Origin of the sequence: Cytobacillus sp. IB215316, from assembly GCF_033963865.1 — a bacterium.
GTDB lineage: Bacteria > Bacillota > Bacilli > Bacillales > SM2101 > Nanhaiella > Nanhaiella sioensis.
Genome location: NZ_JAXBMC010000008.1, coordinates 61,148 through 79,020, shown reverse-complemented (window position 1 = coordinate 79,020; position 17,873 = coordinate 61,148). Strand labels below are relative to the sequence as shown.

Sequence of the window (17,873 nt, the reverse complement as noted above, 5' to 3'; positions counted from 1 at the left end):
AACTAGTGATAATTAGCAAAAGAAAGTTTTATTCTTACAATTTGAGTGCATATGTGAGAAGCGTTTGTCGTTTTTTTAGTGGATTTGGTAAAATGAAGTGTAAGTATTTAAATTTCATGAATATTCGATAAATAAAGAGGCTGCCACCCTATGATATAGGATATAGGGAATATGATAGGGGGCATCATCTCTTATAACATCTTAAGAGATCTTTTAGTTATAAAACAACATTTTCTTGCAATTGATTTTGGTTAATGACATGATCGATTGCTTCACTAACTGAATTTACAACATACTTGGCTTCCTTTTTAACATCTGGATGTGCTTCAGACATTGCATAACTATTGGCAGTTAATTTAAACATCGGTATATCGTTAAAAGAATCACCAATACATGCAATTTCATCAGTAGATAAATTAAGGTGATTTAGTAAATTTTGTATAGCATTACCTTTACTAATATTTTTAGGCATCACATCTAAACAATTCTCCTCAGATACAAAAGCATCAAGTTGTGTAGGGAACAGCTCTAATAAGTTTTTTTCATGTTTTTGTACGTCATAGCCACCAATAATTATTTTTGTTGGTGCCATTCCTTCCTTCATTTCTGCTAATAAATTTGGTTTTTCAACTATTGGGAAAAACATACGACCTTGTATTCTTTCAATATGCTCATCAATTTTCTCAGCATAATTAGTATTGTCGTGACAAACCAATGTAATGATGTCGTTTTGATCACGTGTGTACTTATATATGTCATGAGCAATTGCTGGAGAAAATGTTGCGTGATGTAATACTTCGTTGTCATTTGTAATTACAAAGGCCCCATTTTGACTAATACGGTGAAAGCGATCGTTTACAACCTTTAAAACCTCAAGGACCTCTGGCTCCATTCGACCAGTTGCAATGGCAAATGTAATATTTTGCTCATTTGCTCTTTTTAGGGCATCTATATCTTCATCGGTTACTTGCTTATTAAAATTCAATAATGTTCCATCTAAGTCAGATACAATAAGTTTTATCATTAATTATCCCTCCAATATAAAAGTGATAACATAATTGAAGTTCGTTGTAAATGGAAATGCATTTTTCAGAAAATTCGATATGTAGTTTTGCCGTAATACAGTGTTGGTCTCAGGGGTAATTTTTTTATAGAGAAAAATGTTTATTTTTGATGAAATTTACTAATTATATCTTATACATAGAAGGGGATGTCATTGAGGAGAATATTGTATTGTTTGTTGGCTCTATTCATAATGTCTAGCTGCACGAAAGACCAAGAAACGAGTAGTAACGACGCTATTACTATTACGCAAATAGAGTTAGATCAAAGACAAAAAAATTCACTTGAATCAATAGCTGGAGATCAATTGTATGCATTTGATGTTAAGGTAAATGATAGAACGACTAATAATCAATACTAATATTAAAATATTAGTATTGATTATTATGAGAATGGAGATCTATTAAAAGAAGTTGCTGGAATGGGTGTTCAATTGGATGAAGATGTAAACACCGTCCTAATAAGTAAAGTAAAGGAAGAATTTAATGATGATAAGTATATAAGATGGGATGGAGCAGTTGTTACCGAATCAGGATTTAGTAAGTTTACTTCGAATTTAATATTGGCTAACAACAATTCTGGACGTGCAATGTCCTCCCAATTATCAAATGAGAGAGTACTTTATGTAAACAAGCCGCAAATTGTAGCATACAATATAAACCATTATGAAGGTTTAATTAGTACAAGTAATAACGTGTTTGAAGGTATTGGAAAGGAAATAAATAGGATCATTCAACAATATGAAAGTGTCTACTTCGTGACAGTTGAACTTGATAGTAAGAATGGAGAGTAAATAACTAGCTATTTCCATTGACGAAGTGCTACCTCTTTCGTTACTATGTAGCCAAGTGTGTGTTGTAAAAGGAGGGAGCACCTTGCAGAACTTTACCGTCGTAAAAGTGTTAAATAATAATGTGCTCATAGCTAAACATGAATCATATGGAGAAGTGATTGTCATTGGTAAAGGCATTGGCTTCGGCAAAAAGAAGAACGATGACATACCACAGTCGACAATTGAAAAAATGTTCGTTTTAAAAAGTGAGAAGGAGCAAGAACAGTATAAGAAGTTAATACCAAATATCGATGAAGACTTTATAGCTATTATGAATGATATTATTCATATGATTAATAAGCGATTAAATAAGCCATTAAACGAGCATATTCATATAGGCTTAACAGACCATCTGGCATTTACAATTAAGAGGCTTGAAGAAGGATTAGAAATACATAACCCATTTTTATTAGAAACACATGCGCTGTACCCGAAGGAATATGAAACAGCTTCAGCTGTTGTAAAGTTTCTAGAAGAAACTTTACACGTATCACTTCCAGAAGGAGAGATTGGCTTTATTGCACTACACATACATAGTGCAATTACAAATCGCAATTTACATGAAGTTAATCAAAACTCTCAGCTCATACATAAGTTAATTGAAATTATTGAAGATTCGTTAGAAGTAGAAGTGAATTATTCTGATGTGAATTATTTACGGCTTGTACGTCACTTGCAATTTGCGATAGAGCGAGTCAAATCTGGTGAACTTGTAGTTGAACCAAAAAAATTAGCTGAGGTATTGAAAGAGGAATATCCCTTGTGTTATAATGTTGCTTGGAAGTTGATCAAAGTTATGCAGCAAACGTTACAATTACCAGTCTATCATGCAGAAGCGGTGTATTTGACATTGCATTTGCAAAGGCTTTCAACTAAAACTGAATTATAGGTATTATACTTTACGTGTTACTGATTCGATCAGGCATGAGTAAAGAAATGATATAAACAACAGGTGTATTCTCTGTTGTTTACCATTTTCTTACTCATGCCTGTTTTTATTTGTTTAAAAAGTAATCGTTTGCACAATATAACATTATGAGCAGCTTTCGAATATTTCATCCATGATTAGGAGGAAACTCACATGTTTAAAAAAGCCTTTGGTGTTTTACAAAAGGTCGGGAAGTCATTAATGCTTCCAGTAGCGATATTACCAGCAGCTGGTATTTTATTAGCTTTTGGTAATGCACTGCAAAATCCAGCATTAACAGATCGTGCAGAATTTTTAAAGCTAGAATGGATTACGCTTATTGCTTCAGTAATGGAAAACGCTGGGGGAATTGTATTTGGTAATCTCCCGTTACTTTTTGCAGTTGGTGTAGCAATCGGTTTGGCTGGTGGTGAAGGTGTTGCCGGTCTTGCAGCAATTATTGGTTATTTAATTATGAACCAAACGATGAGTGTTATTTTACAAGCAAGAGGCACATTGGATCCGGCAGTCGTTGGAACAGATCCGTCCTTCGCGAATGTACTTGGGATACCGACATTACAAACCGGGGTGTTCGGTGGTATTATCGTCGGTATAATAGCAGCAGCATTGTATAACAAGTATTTCAATATTGAATTACCATCTTACTTAGGCTTCTTTGCGGGTAAGCGATTTGTTCCGATCGTAACTGCAGTTGCCGGTTTAGTTCTTGGAATTGTAATGATTTTCTTATGGCCACCTGTTCAACATGGCTTAAATACGTTCTCAACGTCGATGATTGACGCAAATAGAACTTTAGCAGCATTTATATTCGGAGTTATTGAAAGGGCACTAATTCCATTTGGTTTACACCATATTTTCTACTCACCGTTTTGGTTTGAATTTAATTCATATACTAATGCAGCAGGTGAGGTTGTCCGTGGTGACCAAGCTATCTTCTTTAATCAGATTAAAGACGGTGCTGAGCTTACAGCTGGTACATTCATGACAGGTAAATTCCCATTCATGATGTTTGGTTTACCAGCAGCGGCATTAGCAATCTATCATGAAGCACGTCCTGAGAAGAAAACAGTTGTAGCAGGTATTATGGCTTCAGCAGCGTTAACATCGTTTCTCACAGGGATTACAGAACCAATTGAGTTTTCATTCTTATTCGTAGCGCCAGTATTATTCGGAATTCATACAATTTTCGCAGGATTATCATTTATGACAATGCACTTACTAAATGTAAAAATTGGGATGACCTTCTCCGGTGGTGTCATTGACTTCCTATTGTTTGGTGTGCTACCTGGTCGTACAGCTTGGTGGTTAGTTATTGTAGTTGGTTTAGTGTTCTCTGTTATTTACTACTTCGGTTTCCGCTTTGCAATTCGCAAATGGAACTTAAAAACACCTGGTCGTGAAGATGAGGATGAAGATTCAGCACCTGCATCTGTAGAAGCCGGTGAGTTACCTCATAATATTTTAGATGCAATGGGTGGAAAAGAGAATATTGATCATTTAGATGCATGTATTACTCGTTTGCGCGTATCTGTTAACGATATTCAAAATGTTGATAAAAACCGTCTTAAACAGCTTGGTGCTGCTGGTGTACTTGAAGTAGGGAATAATATCCAAGCGATATTTGGACCAAAGTCTGATCAATTAAAAACACAAATGAAAGATATTATGGATGGAAAATCACCAAGACCAGCACAACCAGTATCACCTGAAAAAGAAGTGAAAAAACAAGTGGAAGACGTACAACCTCAAGCGCTTCAATCAGAAGGTAAAGAGGATGTATTCGTTTCACCGCTAACTGGTGAAATTAAGCCATTGGAAGAAGTTCCAGATCAAGTGTTTTCACAAAAAATGATGGGAGATGGCTTTGCAATTTTACCGACAGATGGTGAATTAGTAGCTCCTGTAGATGGAAAAATCGTCAACCTTTTCCCAACGAAACATGCAATTGGTATTGAATCTACAGCAGGTCGTGAAATCTTAATCCATGTTGGAATTGATACAGTTAATTTAAAAGGTGAAGGATTTGAAACACTTGTTACACAAGGAGATAAAGTAAAAGCTGGGCAGCCTTTATTAAAAATCGACCTTGAATATATTAAAAAACATGCACCTTCAATAGTGACCCCAGTCATTTTCACTAACCTAAATGCTGGAGAGTCTGTTAAAATAAATAAGCAAGGAAAAGTAAGTAAACAAGAAAAAGGAATCGTTAAGATTTCTAAATAATTTACCATTTTCTAAAGTAAGCTGATAAAGAGGACCAGGTCTTACTTCTAAATGATTGGTGATACTATATACGTAAGCCGAGTTATAGATGTAGGACCTGAGTTAAATTATCTTGAGTTACTTTATTAATGGGACATTCAAAAGGAGAGATAATTAATGGCAAACAAAACATTTTCTATTACAAGTGATACAGGAATTCATGCTCGTCCAGCGACAGCATTAGTTCAAGCAGCTGGGGGTTTTCAATCAGACATTAATTTAGAATATAACGGCAAAACAGTAAATCTTAAATCTATTATGGGTGTCTTATCATTAGGAATTCCTAAAGGAGCAACGATTACTATTTCTGCTGAAGGTTCAGATGAAAACGAAGCATTAACGAAAATAGAAGCAACAATAAAGGAAGAAGGATTAGGTCAGTAATGATTAAACAAATTAAAGGCATTGCCGCATCATCAGGAATTGCAATAGCAAAAGCATTTCGATTAGAAGAACCAGAGTTGAACATTGACAAGCGTACGATAGTCAATACAGATGAAGAATGTGCTCGGTTTGACGCAGCAGTAGAGTCGGCAAAAGGTGAGTTACAGCAAATTAAAGATCGTGCCTTTGACGAATTAGGGGAAGATAAGGCAGCTATTTTTGCTGCTCATTTACTTGTATTAAGTGATCCAGAGTTGTTAAATCCCGTGAAAGACAAAGTTGTAGCAGAAAACGTTAATGCAGAATATGCTCTACAAGAAGTAGCAGGCATGTTTATAACAATGTTTCAACAAATGGACAATGATTATATGAAAGAACGTGCTGCAGATATTAGAGATGTCACAAAACGTGTACAAGCTCACTTGTCTGGTGTATCGTTAGCTAACCCTAGTATGATTTCAGAAGAAGTCGTAATCATTGCAGAAGATTTAACACCATCCGATACTGCACAATTAAATAGAAATTATGTGAAAGGATTTACGACTGATATAGGTGGTAGAACTTCGCATTCAGCTATCATGGCTCGTTCTATGGAAATTCCTGCGGTTGTCGGAACAAAAACGATTACAAGTGATGTGAAAAATGGTGATATAATTATTGTTGATGGACTTGAGGGCCAAGTTATTGTTAATCCATCTCAAGAGCTTATTGCACAATTTGAGCAAAAGAAATCTTCATTTGAAGATCAAAAAGCAGAGTGGGCAAAGCTCGTTAACGAAAAGACTGTTACTAATGATGATCATCATGTAGAGTTAGCTGCAAATATTGGGACGCCAAATGATGTTGTCGGCGTTAAGAATAATGGTGGCGAAGCAGTCGGCTTATATCGTACTGAATTTTTATATATGGGTCGTGACAATTTTCCTTCAGAAGATGAACAGTTTGAAGCATATAAAGCAGTGCTTGAAAATATGGAAGGAAAACCTGTCGTCGTCCGTACGCTAGATATCGGTGGTGATAAAGAGCTTCCTTATCTAGATTTGCCGAAGGAAATGAATCCATTTCTGGGCTACCGTGCTATCAGGCTTTGTTTAGAGGAACAGGATATTTTCCGTACACAGTTGCGCGCTCTACTAAGAGCTAGCACTTTCGGTAATTTAAAAATCATGTTCCCAATGATTGCAACATTAGAAGAGTTTAGGCAGGCGAAAGCAGTATTAATAGAAGAAAAAGAAAAATTAGTTGCTGATGGTGTCAGTGTATCTGAAAGTATTGAATTAGGAATGATGGTTGAAATCCCTTCTACAGCAGTTCTTGCTGATCAGTTTGCGAAGGAAGTAGACTTTTTCAGCATAGGCACGAATGATCTTATTCAATACACTATGGCGGCTGACAGAATGAACGAACAGGTTTCATATTTATACCAGCCTTATAATCCAGCAATTTTACGCTTAGTCAATATGGTTATTGAAGCTGCCCATCAAGAAGGAAAGTGGGTTGGTATGTGTGGTGAAATGGCTGGTGATCCTATCGCTATTCCAATTTTACTCGCATTAGGCTTAGATGAATTTAGTATGAGTGCGACATCAATATTACCTGCAAGATCACAGCTGAAACGTTTATCAAAAGCAACAGCTGAAAGCTATAAAGAGAAATTACTTTCAATGAGCACGACCGATGAAGTTGTTCAGTTTGTGAAAGAAACATTTCATGTAGAATAATTGTATATTAGAGGATTAAATTAAAGAAACTGATTTGAAGTTGAATTAGAAATCAGTTTCTTTTTGTTGGTTTGTTAAAATTTCAGAAAAATCTGAAAAAGACTTGACGGAAAGTGATATTTTCTCCATAATGATTATACGCATATTATAGGTAGAAGCACATTTGGTTACATGCTAAAATGCTCTTTCTGTATACTTTGTTGTAACAATTCCTAAATTAGATGATATGTCGATTCATACAAAAGTCAACGTCTTATAAAAGAAAGGGTGCCACGAAATCTAGGTTTATACGTGCTTATACGTTATGGTGAAAAACAACACTTGCGAAAACAGTCTTACTAATAATGGACGATTAGTTTTAAGAGAGCTGGATAGTTGTAACTGTAGAAAAAATGACACGAACGCTGTACTTATATGATAGAACGAAAATGCTAAAACAACCTTTATAAATCTTGTTGCTATTGCAATTACATTAGAATAGCAAGATAAGATTAACTAAGGTAAAATGACACAAACGGCTGGTGTATAAGAGCATGCTTGTGTGTGCGCTAAACAACTGATCGTGAGAAAACAGTCTGAAAAAAGGAGAGTGGTTATTTGTCTGTCAGAAAAAAGGTGAAATATAAAAATAACCTACAGGATGTACTGAAATTATTTTTGCTTTTACTTTTCACAGCGATATATTTGCTAACACATTCAATTCAAATGACAGCATTAATCACACTACCAATCTTTTTATTAATTATAGGAATTTTATATTATAAAAAAACTGATAATGACAACAAAAACGAGCAAACTATGCGATAACCCAACTTGGACGTTTACAAATGCTTTCATTATAATCACTTAACAATGGGTTAACCATCTTTTGAATACTTATTAGGAGTGTATATTGAGTGTACATGAAATTATCAAAAGAGTCTCAGGATGACATAATAACTAATATCCAAAGATACTTCTATGATGAGCACGGTGAGGAAATTGGTGAATTAGCGGCGAGGAATTTGTTAGATTTCGTCATGAAAGAACTTGGTCCACATTTTTATAATGCTGGTGTAAAAGATAGTATACGTATTATGACCCAAGGAATTTCTAACATAGAAGATGATATGTATTCTCTACTCAGAAAAGAAACGAACGGCTAAACTATTAAATAATAATTGACAACAAATTCGTTTTACACATAAAATAGTTATTAGATAGTAGATACTTTAGTTATGTATTAATGAAAGAGAGAATATGTATGTCGATTAAATTGGAAAATCGTATTGGAAAGATTGCCATTCAGCTTGTTCTAAGTGTAGACGAAAGTGACGTTTCTCAACAGCAGTATCCCTCCACTTGGAGTACATGTGTAGGTAAAGTAGGCTCAATGGAATCCAATAAAGTCGTAGCTGCAATTGAAACTGCAGCAAGGAAAAATGGCATGATTGATGGTGAATTATACCGAGAATCACATGCGTTGTACCATGCAATTATTGAGGCGCTTCATGGAGTTACGAGGGGGCAAGTTCAATTAGGCTCTGTTCTACGTACTGTTGGTCTTAGGTTTTCAATCGTTAGGGGTAAACCGTATCAAAATGATGCTGAAGGAGAATGGCTTGCCGTTGCTTTGTACGGTACCATTGGTGCCCCAGTAAAAGGGAATGAACATGAAGCAATTGGTTTAGGAATTAATCACATATAATCACACTATAACCAAAGGTTCATGCTTTATTGTTGAATAAAAAAATCATATATGCCCATAGTTTTATAGACATTAGGGGGCTGTATCTAGGTATAACATTTTGTTAACTAGATATAGCCCCTTTTGTGATTTGTGCTTTAATTAACTAAAGAGATTTGGAGTGGATTAGAATGAGTGTGTTCGTAAATGAGGTCGAAGAAAAACAAAGAAAGATGGTGGACGGACTGATTACATTAACTGGACAGACACTGTCAATTACTGATATGAGACAAATATTAAATGACAATATAAAAGTTACAGCTTGTTCAACTAGTATGGAAAAAGTTAAAAAGAGCAGAGAAGCTGTAGAAAGAATTGTATCGGAAAAGAAAGTAATCTACGGAATCACAACTGGTTTTGGTAAATTTAGTGATGTTTTAATAGATGCTAAAGATGTAGAGGAGCTACAATTGAATTTAATCCTGTCTCATGCTTGTGGAGTAGGTGAGCCATTTCCAGAGGTTGTGTCGCGTGCAATGCTTGTGTTGAGAGCGAATGCCCTATTGAAAGGAGTATCTGGTGTTCGACCAATAGTAATTGAAACATTATTAAAGTTAGTTAACAACCGAATTCATCCTGTCATTCCTCAGCAAGGATCACTAGGTGCAAGTGGAGATCTGGCTCCACTATCACATTTAGTATTACCACTACTTGGTGAAGGGAATGTGTATTATCAAGGCAAAATACATCCTGCAAAAGAAGTGTTAGCCGAAGTCGGCATTTCACCGATTGTACTACAAGCAAAAGAAGGTTTGGCATTAATTAATGGAACGCAAGCTATGACAGCTATGGGTGTTGTAGCATACATTGAGGCAGAGAAATTAGCAATTCAAGCTGACTGGATTGCATCCTTAACAGTTGAAGGCTTGCGAGGAATAATCGATGCATTTGATAACGACATTCACGAAGCTAGAGGGTATCAAGAGCAAATTCATGTAGCTGAAAGGATAAGAAAGATTTTAGATCAAAGTAAGCTTACGACCCATCAAGGAGAAATACGAGTACAAGATGCTTACTCAATACGTTGTATACCTCAAGTGCATGGAGCTACGTGGCAAACATTATCTTATGTAAAAGAAAAGCTTGAAATTGAAATTAATGCAGCAACAGATAATCCACTAATTTTTGATGATGGTAACAAAGTTATTTCTGGCGGGAACTTTCATGGCCAACCGATTGCTTTTGCAATGGATTTCCTTGGCATTGCCATGGCAGAACTTGCGAATATTTCTGAACGCCGTATTGAAAGGTTAGTAAACCCTCAATTAAATGACTTACCTCCTTTTCTCAGTCCAGAGCCAGGACTTCAGTCAGGAGCTATGATCATGCAATACAGTGCTGCGTCCCTAGTATCGGAAAATAAAACACTCGCACACCCGGCAAGTGTTGATTCGATACCATCATCTGCAAATCAAGAAGATCATGTAAGTATGGGAACGATCGGCTCAAGACACGCTTATCAAATTATTAACAATGTACGTCGAGTATTGGCTATTGAGTTAATATGTGGTATGCAGGCGGTAGAATACCGTGGAGAAGAACAAATGGCTCCACTAACTCGCAAACTATTCGAAAATGGGAGAAACGTTGTTCCATCAATTAAGAAAGATAGAGTGTTTGCTACAGATATAGAAGCGTTAGCTTTGTGGATGAAGGAAGAACAAGTGACTCATAATGTCTAAGTATGATTGAACCCCACATACAAAGTGTGGGGTTTTTTTGAAACGATGATTTGTTCAAGAGGGGGATTTAGATCGTACTTTGCTTAAGACTGTTTTTGCATTAATGGTTGCTTTTCGTACTAAGAACCAAACACGTACACCACCAGAGTTCGTGGCATCTTTTCTTCTGTACAACAACGACTACCCATATTAAACTATTTATGGTGCTAATTACATAACAATAGCAACACAGTTTACGAAAAGAGCCTTGATTTAAGAGCTTTAGCGCTCCACCTGTACAGGCTTTTCCTTATCAGATGGGAGAGACTCCATTCGGAAGATATAGGCGTTTTCGAAATGAAACTATAAGAAATTTCTATTTATGATTGGCTTTTTTCTCCTTAATTGTTGTTGTTCGTACTTAGATTTAAACATATACACAACTAGTGTTTGTGGCATCTTCACTTTTCTAAAACGATGACCAACAAATAAAACGATATGTTTCGGTTCAAATTTGGTAACAATGGCAACAAAGTTTACGAAAAGATCGTTATAATTTTAACTTAGTGACAGTCAACTGATTGAATTAAATGATAAGATAATGAACATAAACATAATAATATGAGGAAATAGTGAAGGGGATGTTATGCATGTTAAGTAAAGAAAATACAGAGATTGGTTTTATCGGAACGGGTGTAATGGGTAACAGTATGGCAGGTCATTTAGTTGATGCGGGTTACAAGGTAGCGCTTTATACGCGTACGAAGGCAAAAGCGCAAGACCTATTGGAAAAAGGGGCTATGTGGAGAGATAGCGTTGAAGAGCTTGCACAAAAAGCAAATGTGATCTTTACAATGGTAGGATATCCACATGATGTAGAGGAAGTTTATCTTGGAGATAACGGTATATTAAGTCATGTAAAACCAGGTACATATGTCATTGATATGACGACATCGACTCCTACTCTTGCTAAAAAAATTTATGAAGAAGGGAAGAAAAAAAATATATTCTCTTTAGATGCACCAGTGTCGGGTGGTGATATTGGGGCACAAAAGGCACAGCTAACGATTATGGTAGGTGGTGATGAGCAAGTGTTTACTACTTGTAAACCTATTTTAGAAATAATGGGTAAGAACATTATTTTACAAGGGGAAGCAGGGGCAGGACAGCACACTAAGATGTGTAACCAAATTGCGATTGCTACAAATATGATCGGTGTTTGTGAAGCTGTTGCTTACGCAGAAAAAGCTGGCTTAAATCCTTCGAAAGTGTTAGAGAGTATATCGTTTGGAGCTGCGGGGAGCTGGTCATTAAGTAATTTAGCACCGAGAATCATTGATGATAATTTTGAGCCAGGGTTTTATGTGAAACATTTTATTAAAGATATGGGAATTGCGCTAAATGAGGCGGAAGCAATGGGAATGCAAACACCAGGGTTAAGCCTAGCTAAATCAATGTATGACGAACTAGCAAAAAAAGGTGAAGGGGAAAGTGGAACACAAGCATTGTATAAGTTATATTAAACCTTCATAATTTACTGTTTATTGATTTAAATAAGCCTACAGTTTAGCTGTATAAATAATTTCATTCCTAAACGAATAACTATACCATGACTTGATAATAATAGGTGGGTAAATCTATTATTATGGAGGTATTAGGAGTGGCAAAAAGAACGAACAAAAATGATGCAGAACAAAAAAACAAACAAGGATTTGACAGTAGTACGATTGATACTGAATTTAGCCATGAATTTGGAAGTGCTAATGCAAATCGTGCACAAAAAGAAAAAACAAAACGAGAGAATGCCTCAAAAAATAATGGATTATATGAAGGATAAAAGCTGTCTCTATTGAAAAAATATGTAGTTTATCAACAAAGACCACATTTGTGGTCTTTTTTACCTTTTTATGATTATAATTCTAAAAATGGTATTTACATGGGAATGGAATAATAATATTATGATCAATAAGCTAAATAAAAGAGGTCTTACAATGATAAACATCATTCAAACAACTATAAATTTCGTAACAAAGGATAGTAAACCTTTAATGGAGAATAAGTTGTAAAAAACTACATATACATTTTTTGCCGTAGAGCGGATCTCTATGGTTTTTTTATGCACATGAATTCAACAATACTTGATGGAGGGGTTGTTAGAGAATGAATATTAGAAATTCTGCAAAAGCAATTATTTTTAACGGGGAGAAGATCTTATTAACAAAAAATGTAGGTGATGATGGGTTATATTATCTATTTCCTGGTGGTGGTCAAGAGCATGGTGAAACGATTAGCAACACTTTAATTAGAGAATGCATTGAAGAAGTGGGTCAAGAAGTACAAATTGGAGAACTACTTCATATTCGAGAATATATTGGCAAAAACCATGAGCATGCTGCTTATGATTTTAATGTTCATCAAATCGAATATTACTTTATTTGTAGTCTAGTAAATAAAACGAGTCCAAATAAAGTCCCTACAAATCCTGATAGTTACCAAGTAGGGATAGATTGGGCGGATATAAAAGATTTAGAACAATACAGGATATATCCGAAAGAGTTGACTAAATATATTGTTAAATATATTCGAAAAGAAAATGCGCCAGTATATTTGGGTGATATTAACTAGTTAAGTTTTGCTATGTTGAATTTGACTTTTATTGTAATGTTGCCTGATTGTTGATTTATTTGATAATTTGCACATTTTTTTAAATAGCTTAGGAGAATGAGAGACAGATATTCTTAAATGCATGAAGAATGAGTGGATACGTATTCTGATTGTTAAATATTAATAAAAAAGTTTACTCATAGAGTCTTTGACTTTTGCTAGTTTTAACACTAAGAAATCAACTAGATCATATGCAATTTGCTACTAAGAAATGATGTCAAAGTAAAAGGTAGTCTAGTTTTTATTTGGTAATAATGGCATGACAAAGTGGCTTATAGTTTATAGTGTTAACTTTTATGAAGTAGAAGTGTATAAAAAAATCAACAGTGTATACTTTTTTATACACGTTTAAAAAATCCTCTGCTAATACAAAGACATTATATAAATGTTTAATATTTGGCATGAAATTTGCAAAACTTTCTCTGAGTATAATTTTAAAAAATACCGCTATGTTTTCTTAGAAAGGGGAATGTTATATGGCAAATTTTGAAGGTGTGTACGTTGCAGTTGTTACTCCATTTACTGAAACTTATGAAGTTGATTATAAACGCTTATATGAGTTATGTAATTGGTTAATTTCTCAAGGGGTAGACGGTTTAGTTCCTTCTGGTTCATTAGGAGAATATGCTACGTTAACAGTTGAAGAACGTGCAAAAGTGATTGAAACGGTCATTGCTGCTGCAAATTTTCGTGTTCCTGTAGTAGTTGGTACTGGAGCACCTTCTACAGAGCAAGCAGTAAAATGGGCTCAGTTCGCAAAAGACAAAGGTGGAGCAGGCATTATGGCTTTACCACCTATCAATTATAAACCTCTACAAAACGAAGTCATCGCTCATTATGAAGCGTTAAATGAAGTAGGTATTCCGATTATTGCATACAATAACCCTCACGACTACCCTACTGATTTAACTCCTGAATTATTAAAAACTCTTTCAAAGCTGAAAAACGTTAAAGCTGTAAAAGAGTTCAGTGGAGATATTCGAAGAGTACATGACATTTTGGATAAAACAGACTTGGAAGTATTAATCGGGGTAGATGACTTAGCGTTGGAAGGTCCTTTAGCTGGCGCAACTGGTTGGATTGCAGGGGTTCCAAATGCTTTACCTAAACAAAGTGTAGAGTTGTTTCGTCTAGGTAGAGAAGGTCGGGCGACTGAGGCAATAGAGTTATATAGAAGTTTACTCCCTTTATTTCATTATGATGCGAGCCCTCAGCTCGTTCAATATATAAAATACATGATGGAATTAGCTGGACAGCCAGTTGGTACAACAAGACCTCCACGCTTACCTTTAAGTAACGAAGAATATGAAGATGTTAAAAAAGCCTTTCAACGGGCAGCTTCTACTGTGAAGCAATAGCGATTATAAGATCTTTTTGTAAACATTTATTACTACATTTGAGTAACTGACATATAGATTTTTTATAGTCTTTAGCGAAGAAGAGATGTCATGAGTTTTTGTTAATATGATTACAAAAAATCCATTTGTTATTAAAAGGTATACCAAGACAATTATTAATCAATGACTTTTTTAATAAAGGTCCGGGTTGCTATCGTTATCAAATTAGAATTATAAAAAGTAGTTTTAAAGTGTTAGTCATCGTTGTACAGGAGAAAAAGATGCTACGAACTCTAGTTGTGTAGGTGTTTACTTCTTAATACGAAAAACAACAATTAATGAGAAAACAGCCTTAATAAATAACCAAAATGACAATAGTAGGAGGGATATTTGTGGAAACAAAAAACTGGATAGGTGGGGAAGTCGTTTCGGTAGTAGAAGATAGAAAAGTTGTGTATAATCCGTCTAATTTAACGGAAGAAGTTGGAGTTGTGCATTGCTCTAATGAAAATCATGTATTACAAGCAGAGACGGCGGCAAAGCAAGGTTTCAAGGTTTGGTCATCTCTACCTAGTGCTGTGCGAGGCTCGTATTTATCCCAAATGGCAGATGCCTTGCAAAAGAACATTGAAGAGCTTGCAACTTTATCTAGCCGAGAGATGGGGAAGCCAATTGCTGAGATGAAGGGTGAAGTGTTGCGTGCAGTAAATCTATTAAAATACTATGCAGCTGAAGGAGTGCGTTCAAACGGTAATGTTATACCTGCGTCCGATAGTGATGTACTTCAATATACGAAGCGTGTTCCTTTAGGGGTAGTTGGAATAATTACACCATGGAATTTCCCTGTAGCTATTCCTATTTGGAAAATAGCTCCAGCACTCATTTGTGGGAATACAGTAATTTGGAAACCTGCAGAAATCGCTTCATTAACAGCAACAAAAATGATGGAGATTTTTAGTACAGTCCAATTACCTGAAGGAGTATTAAACTTAGTAATCGGTAAGGGGAGTATCGTTGGGAAGACACTACTTGAACAAGTAGACATAGATGCGGTTAGTTTCACAGGATCATCGAATACAGGGATACAAGTTGCTAGTATATGTGCAAAGCGAAATATTAAATATCAAACAGAAATGGGTGGCAAGAACGCAGCAGTTGTTCTAAATGATGCCAATATAGAAAAAACAGTTCCTATCATACTAAGTGGTGCTTATCGTTCTGCAGGGCAAAAGTGTACTGCAACGAGTAGAATAATTGTAGAAAGTAATGTTTACGAAAACTTTGTTGGGCAAATGGAGCGAGCTGTTTCTGAACTTGTCACTGGAAATGCCTTAAATGCCAGTTCATACTTAGGACCAGTAGCATCAAAAGAACAGTTTGATAGTGTTTCAGCATATATTAATCAAGCCCGTACCGAGGCAGAGATCATTGGGGAGGGTATGAGTTCAATAGAATCAGAAGGGTTCTATATTAGCCCTATGCTAGCGACAGGAGTTGACCCTAAACATACACTTGTTCAAGAAGAGGTCTTTGGTCCGCTTGCGGTTGTGTTAAAAGCACAAGACTTTGAAGATGCGATGCATTTATGTAATGAGACAGTATACGGGTTAAGTGCTTCAGTATTTACGAATAATCTATCGAAAGCTCATCGATTTCTTGATGAAAGTGATGCCGGCATGGTTCGAGTTAATCAAGAAACAGCTGGTGTTGAATATCAAGCGCCATTTGGTGGTATGAAGCAATCAAGCTCTCATTCACGTGAACAAGGGCAGGCTGCATTAGATTTCTATACATCAATTAAAACTTGTGCAATTAAATACTCTTTTTAAACTTTGGTGAAGATTTTGCAGTTCCTTCTATCTTTGCAAAGGGTTCGGCTTAAATTGATTTACTAAATTTATAGTGCAAGGGAAAAGACAAATAACAAGGGCAGGGTATCTTACTCTGCTTTTTTATATTTATTTAATACTATAAAAAAATAATCGATTCTTTATGTCGTTTTATGAACGAGAGATATTACTGAACTATGAATATTTTAGTAATATAGATAATATATTAGCTTCAATTAATACTTAACGGACATTATTGATTAAGGAGGAGATTTATGAAAGCAATGATATATACAAGGTACGGGTCACCGGATGTTCTTCGTCTGAAAGAACTTGATAAGCCAGCTATCGAGGATAATGAAGTGCTGATCAAAGTTCATGCAAGAACTGTATCATCGGGAGATGCAAGGATGCGACAAGGAAGTAGAAAGTCATTACCCATGTGGCCAATTTCTAAAATAGCGATAGGTTTTACAAAGCCAAAAAAAAATATACTAGGTATGGATCTTGCTGGGGAAATTGTCTCGATAGGTAGTAAAGTAACACGGTTTAATATCGGTGACCAAGTGTATGGATTTAGCGGGAAAGGCACTTATGTTGAATATATAAGCATAGCCGAAGACGGAGCTATTGGAATTATGCCAAGTAATATGAGCTACGAAGAAGCGGCAGCAGTTCCCTTTGGGGCAGTATCTGCATTGTATTTCCTACGTAAAGGCAATATAAAGAGTGGACAAAAAGTCCTTATTTATGGAGCTTCAGGGAGTGTAGGTACATTTGCAGTACAGCTTGGTAAAGTCTTTGGGGCAGAAGTAACAGGAGTTTGTAGTACAGGTAATGTAGAAATGGTGAGATCTTTAGGAGCAGATAAAGTCATTGATTACACTACTGAGGATTTCACACATCAAAGTGATAAGTATGACATTATATTTGACACTGTTGGCAAAACCAAGTTTTCACACTGTAAAAGGTCTTTAAAACAAAATGGATTTTATGTATTAGCTGTTATTCATTATCCACAAATTTTTCAAATGATACGTACTTCAATAGTAGGTGACAAAAAAGTTGTAAGCGGGATAGCTCCAGGCAATACTGAAGATTTAGTCTTTCTTAAAAAGCTTATTGAGGAGGAAAAGCTAGTATCAGTTATTGATAGATGCTATCCATTGGAACAAATTACTGAAGCTCATGAATATGTTGATAAAGGACGTAAGAAGGGTAATGTGGTCATCACTTAATTGGAATGTTTATTGTGAATTATGATTGGTATAATAGGGTGGGTGGAAAGGTTCTTATCATTAAGCTCTTTTCGTATACTTTGATCAAATTAGTACCATAAAAAGTCGCTTTATATGTTAGTCATCATTATATAGATAAAAAATGCTTTGAACGCTATTTGATTACGTGTTTATTTTTTTACTATGAGAAACAACAATCAATGTGAACACAGTTTTAAAGGAAGAC

General features: G+C 35.5%; 17 protein-coding genes. 16 read left to right on the top strand and 1 reads right to left on the bottom strand.

Annotated elements, in window-relative coordinates:
* Nucleotides 1-217: 217 nt before the first annotated feature.
* Complete coding sequence (locus SLH48_RS13830; RefSeq protein ID WP_320258660.1) at nt 218-1,024, bottom strand: HAD family hydrolase; 807 nt, start codon at nt 1,022-1,024, stop codon at nt 218-220.
* A gap of 192 nt (nt 1,025-1,216) precedes the next feature.
* Between SLH48_RS13830 and SLH48_RS13825 the strand changes: the two genes are divergently transcribed.
* The 16 genes from SLH48_RS13825 to SLH48_RS13750 all read left to right on the top strand — a co-directional run bounded on the left by SLH48_RS13825 (nt 1,217) and on the right by SLH48_RS13750 (nt 17,647).
* Nucleotides 1,217-1,423: a hypothetical protein gene (locus SLH48_RS13825; RefSeq protein WP_320258659.1), complete on the top strand. Its 207-nt coding sequence runs from the start codon at nt 1,217-1,219 to the stop codon at nt 1,421-1,423.
* A gap of 60 nt (nt 1,424-1,483) precedes the next feature.
* The gene (locus tag SLH48_RS13820) at nt 1,484-1,855 is read left to right on the top strand and encodes a hypothetical protein (RefSeq protein WP_320258658.1); all 372 of its coding nucleotides are present in this window, start codon (nt 1,484-1,486) and stop codon (nt 1,853-1,855) included.
* 82 nt (nt 1,856-1,937) lie between these two features.
* Nucleotides 1,938-2,783, top strand: coding sequence for a glucose PTS transporter transcription antiterminator GlcT (gene glcT / locus SLH48_RS13815; protein WP_214481307.1), 846 nt, complete (start codon nt 1,938-1,940; stop codon nt 2,781-2,783).
* 192 nt (nt 2,784-2,975) lie between these two features.
* The gene (ptsG, locus tag SLH48_RS13810; RefSeq protein WP_320258657.1) at nt 2,976-5,048 is read left to right on the top strand and encodes a glucose-specific PTS transporter subunit IIBC; all 2,073 of its coding nucleotides are present in this window, start codon (nt 2,976-2,978) and stop codon (nt 5,046-5,048) included.
* Nucleotides 5,049-5,204: 156 nt separating this feature from the next.
* Entirely contained in the window at nt 5,205-5,471 is a 267-nt protein-coding gene (locus SLH48_RS13805; protein WP_214481305.1) for a phosphocarrier protein HPr, read from the top strand.
* Nucleotides 5,472-5,473: 2 nt separating this feature from the next.
* Nucleotides 5,474-7,192, top strand: coding sequence for a phosphoenolpyruvate--protein phosphotransferase (gene ptsP, locus SLH48_RS13800; protein ID WP_320258738.1), 1,719 nt, complete (start codon nt 5,474-5,476; stop codon nt 7,190-7,192).
* A gap of 597 nt (nt 7,193-7,789) precedes the next feature.
* Nucleotides 7,790-7,999, top strand: a complete 210-nt coding sequence (locus SLH48_RS13795; protein ID WP_320258656.1) for a hypothetical protein — start codon at nt 7,790-7,792, stop codon at nt 7,997-7,999.
* 95 nt (nt 8,000-8,094) lie between these two features.
* Nucleotides 8,095-8,337 (top strand): DUF2164 domain-containing protein, encoded by a 243-nt coding sequence (locus tag SLH48_RS13790; protein ID WP_320258737.1) that lies wholly within the window; start codon nt 8,095-8,097, stop codon nt 8,335-8,337.
* A 98-nt stretch (nt 8,338-8,435) separates the two neighbouring features.
* Nucleotides 8,436-8,879: a hut operon transcriptional regulator HutP gene (gene hutP, locus SLH48_RS13785; RefSeq protein WP_320258655.1), complete on the top strand. Its 444-nt coding sequence runs from the start codon at nt 8,436-8,438 to the stop codon at nt 8,877-8,879.
* A 224-nt stretch (nt 8,880-9,103) separates the two neighbouring features.
* Entirely contained in the window at nt 9,104-10,600 is a 1,497-nt protein-coding gene (gene hutH, locus SLH48_RS13780; RefSeq protein ID WP_320258736.1) for a histidine ammonia-lyase, read from the top strand.
* A gap of 629 nt (nt 10,601-11,229) precedes the next feature.
* Nucleotides 11,230-12,102, top strand: coding sequence for an NAD(P)-dependent oxidoreductase (locus tag SLH48_RS13775; protein ID WP_320258654.1), 873 nt, complete (start codon nt 11,230-11,232; stop codon nt 12,100-12,102).
* Between the two features lie 137 nt (nt 12,103-12,239).
* Complete coding sequence (locus SLH48_RS13770; protein WP_214481301.1) at nt 12,240-12,416, top strand: hypothetical protein; 177 nt, start codon at nt 12,240-12,242, stop codon at nt 12,414-12,416.
* Nucleotides 12,417-12,739: 323 nt separating this feature from the next.
* A complete protein-coding gene (locus tag SLH48_RS13765) occupies nt 12,740-13,204 on the top strand; it encodes an NUDIX domain-containing protein (RefSeq protein WP_320258653.1) in 465 nt (154 codons plus the stop codon).
* Between the two features lie 515 nt (nt 13,205-13,719).
* Complete coding sequence (locus tag SLH48_RS13760; RefSeq protein WP_320258652.1) at nt 13,720-14,601, top strand: dihydrodipicolinate synthase family protein; 882 nt, start codon at nt 13,720-13,722, stop codon at nt 14,599-14,601.
* Between the two features lie 371 nt (nt 14,602-14,972).
* Nucleotides 14,973-16,409: an aldehyde dehydrogenase family protein gene (locus tag SLH48_RS13755; RefSeq protein WP_320258651.1), complete on the top strand. Its 1,437-nt coding sequence runs from the start codon at nt 14,973-14,975 to the stop codon at nt 16,407-16,409.
* A 275-nt stretch (nt 16,410-16,684) separates the two neighbouring features.
* On the top strand, nt 16,685-17,647 hold the full coding sequence (locus tag SLH48_RS13750) for an NAD(P)-dependent alcohol dehydrogenase (RefSeq protein WP_214481297.1): 963 nt from the start codon (nt 16,685-16,687) through the stop codon (nt 17,645-17,647).
* Nucleotides 17,648-17,873: the final 226 nt, after the last annotated feature.

What these genes read in the sequence shown, in the direction of transcription:
- SLH48_RS13830 (WP_320258660.1), bottom strand. Translation starts at nt 1,024, where the DNA reads ATGATAAAACTTATTGTATCTGACTTAGATGGAACATTATTGAATTTT.
- SLH48_RS13790 (WP_320258737.1), top strand. Translation starts at nt 8,095, where the DNA reads ATGAAATTATCAAAAGAGTCTCAGGATGACATAATAACTAATATCCAA.
- hutP (WP_320258655.1), top strand. Translation starts at nt 8,436, where the DNA reads ATGTCGATTAAATTGGAAAATCGTATTGGAAAGATTGCCATTCAGCTT.
- SLH48_RS13775 (WP_320258654.1), top strand. Translation starts at nt 11,230, where the DNA reads ATGTTAAGTAAAGAAAATACAGAGATTGGTTTTATCGGAACGGGTGTA.
- SLH48_RS13760 (WP_320258652.1), top strand. Translation starts at nt 13,720, where the DNA reads ATGGCAAATTTTGAAGGTGTGTACGTTGCAGTTGTTACTCCATTTACT.
- SLH48_RS13765 (WP_320258653.1), top strand. Translation starts at nt 12,740, where the DNA reads ATGAATATTAGAAATTCTGCAAAAGCAATTATTTTTAACGGGGAGAAG.
- SLH48_RS13750 (WP_214481297.1), top strand. Translation starts at nt 16,685, where the DNA reads ATGAAAGCAATGATATATACAAGGTACGGGTCACCGGATGTTCTTCGT.
- SLH48_RS13805 (WP_214481305.1), top strand. Translation starts at nt 5,205, where the DNA reads ATGGCAAACAAAACATTTTCTATTACAAGTGATACAGGAATTCATGCT.
- ptsG (WP_320258657.1), top strand. Translation starts at nt 2,976, where the DNA reads ATGTTTAAAAAAGCCTTTGGTGTTTTACAAAAGGTCGGGAAGTCATTA.
- SLH48_RS13820 (WP_320258658.1), top strand. Translation starts at nt 1,484, where the DNA reads ATGGGTGTTCAATTGGATGAAGATGTAAACACCGTCCTAATAAGTAAA.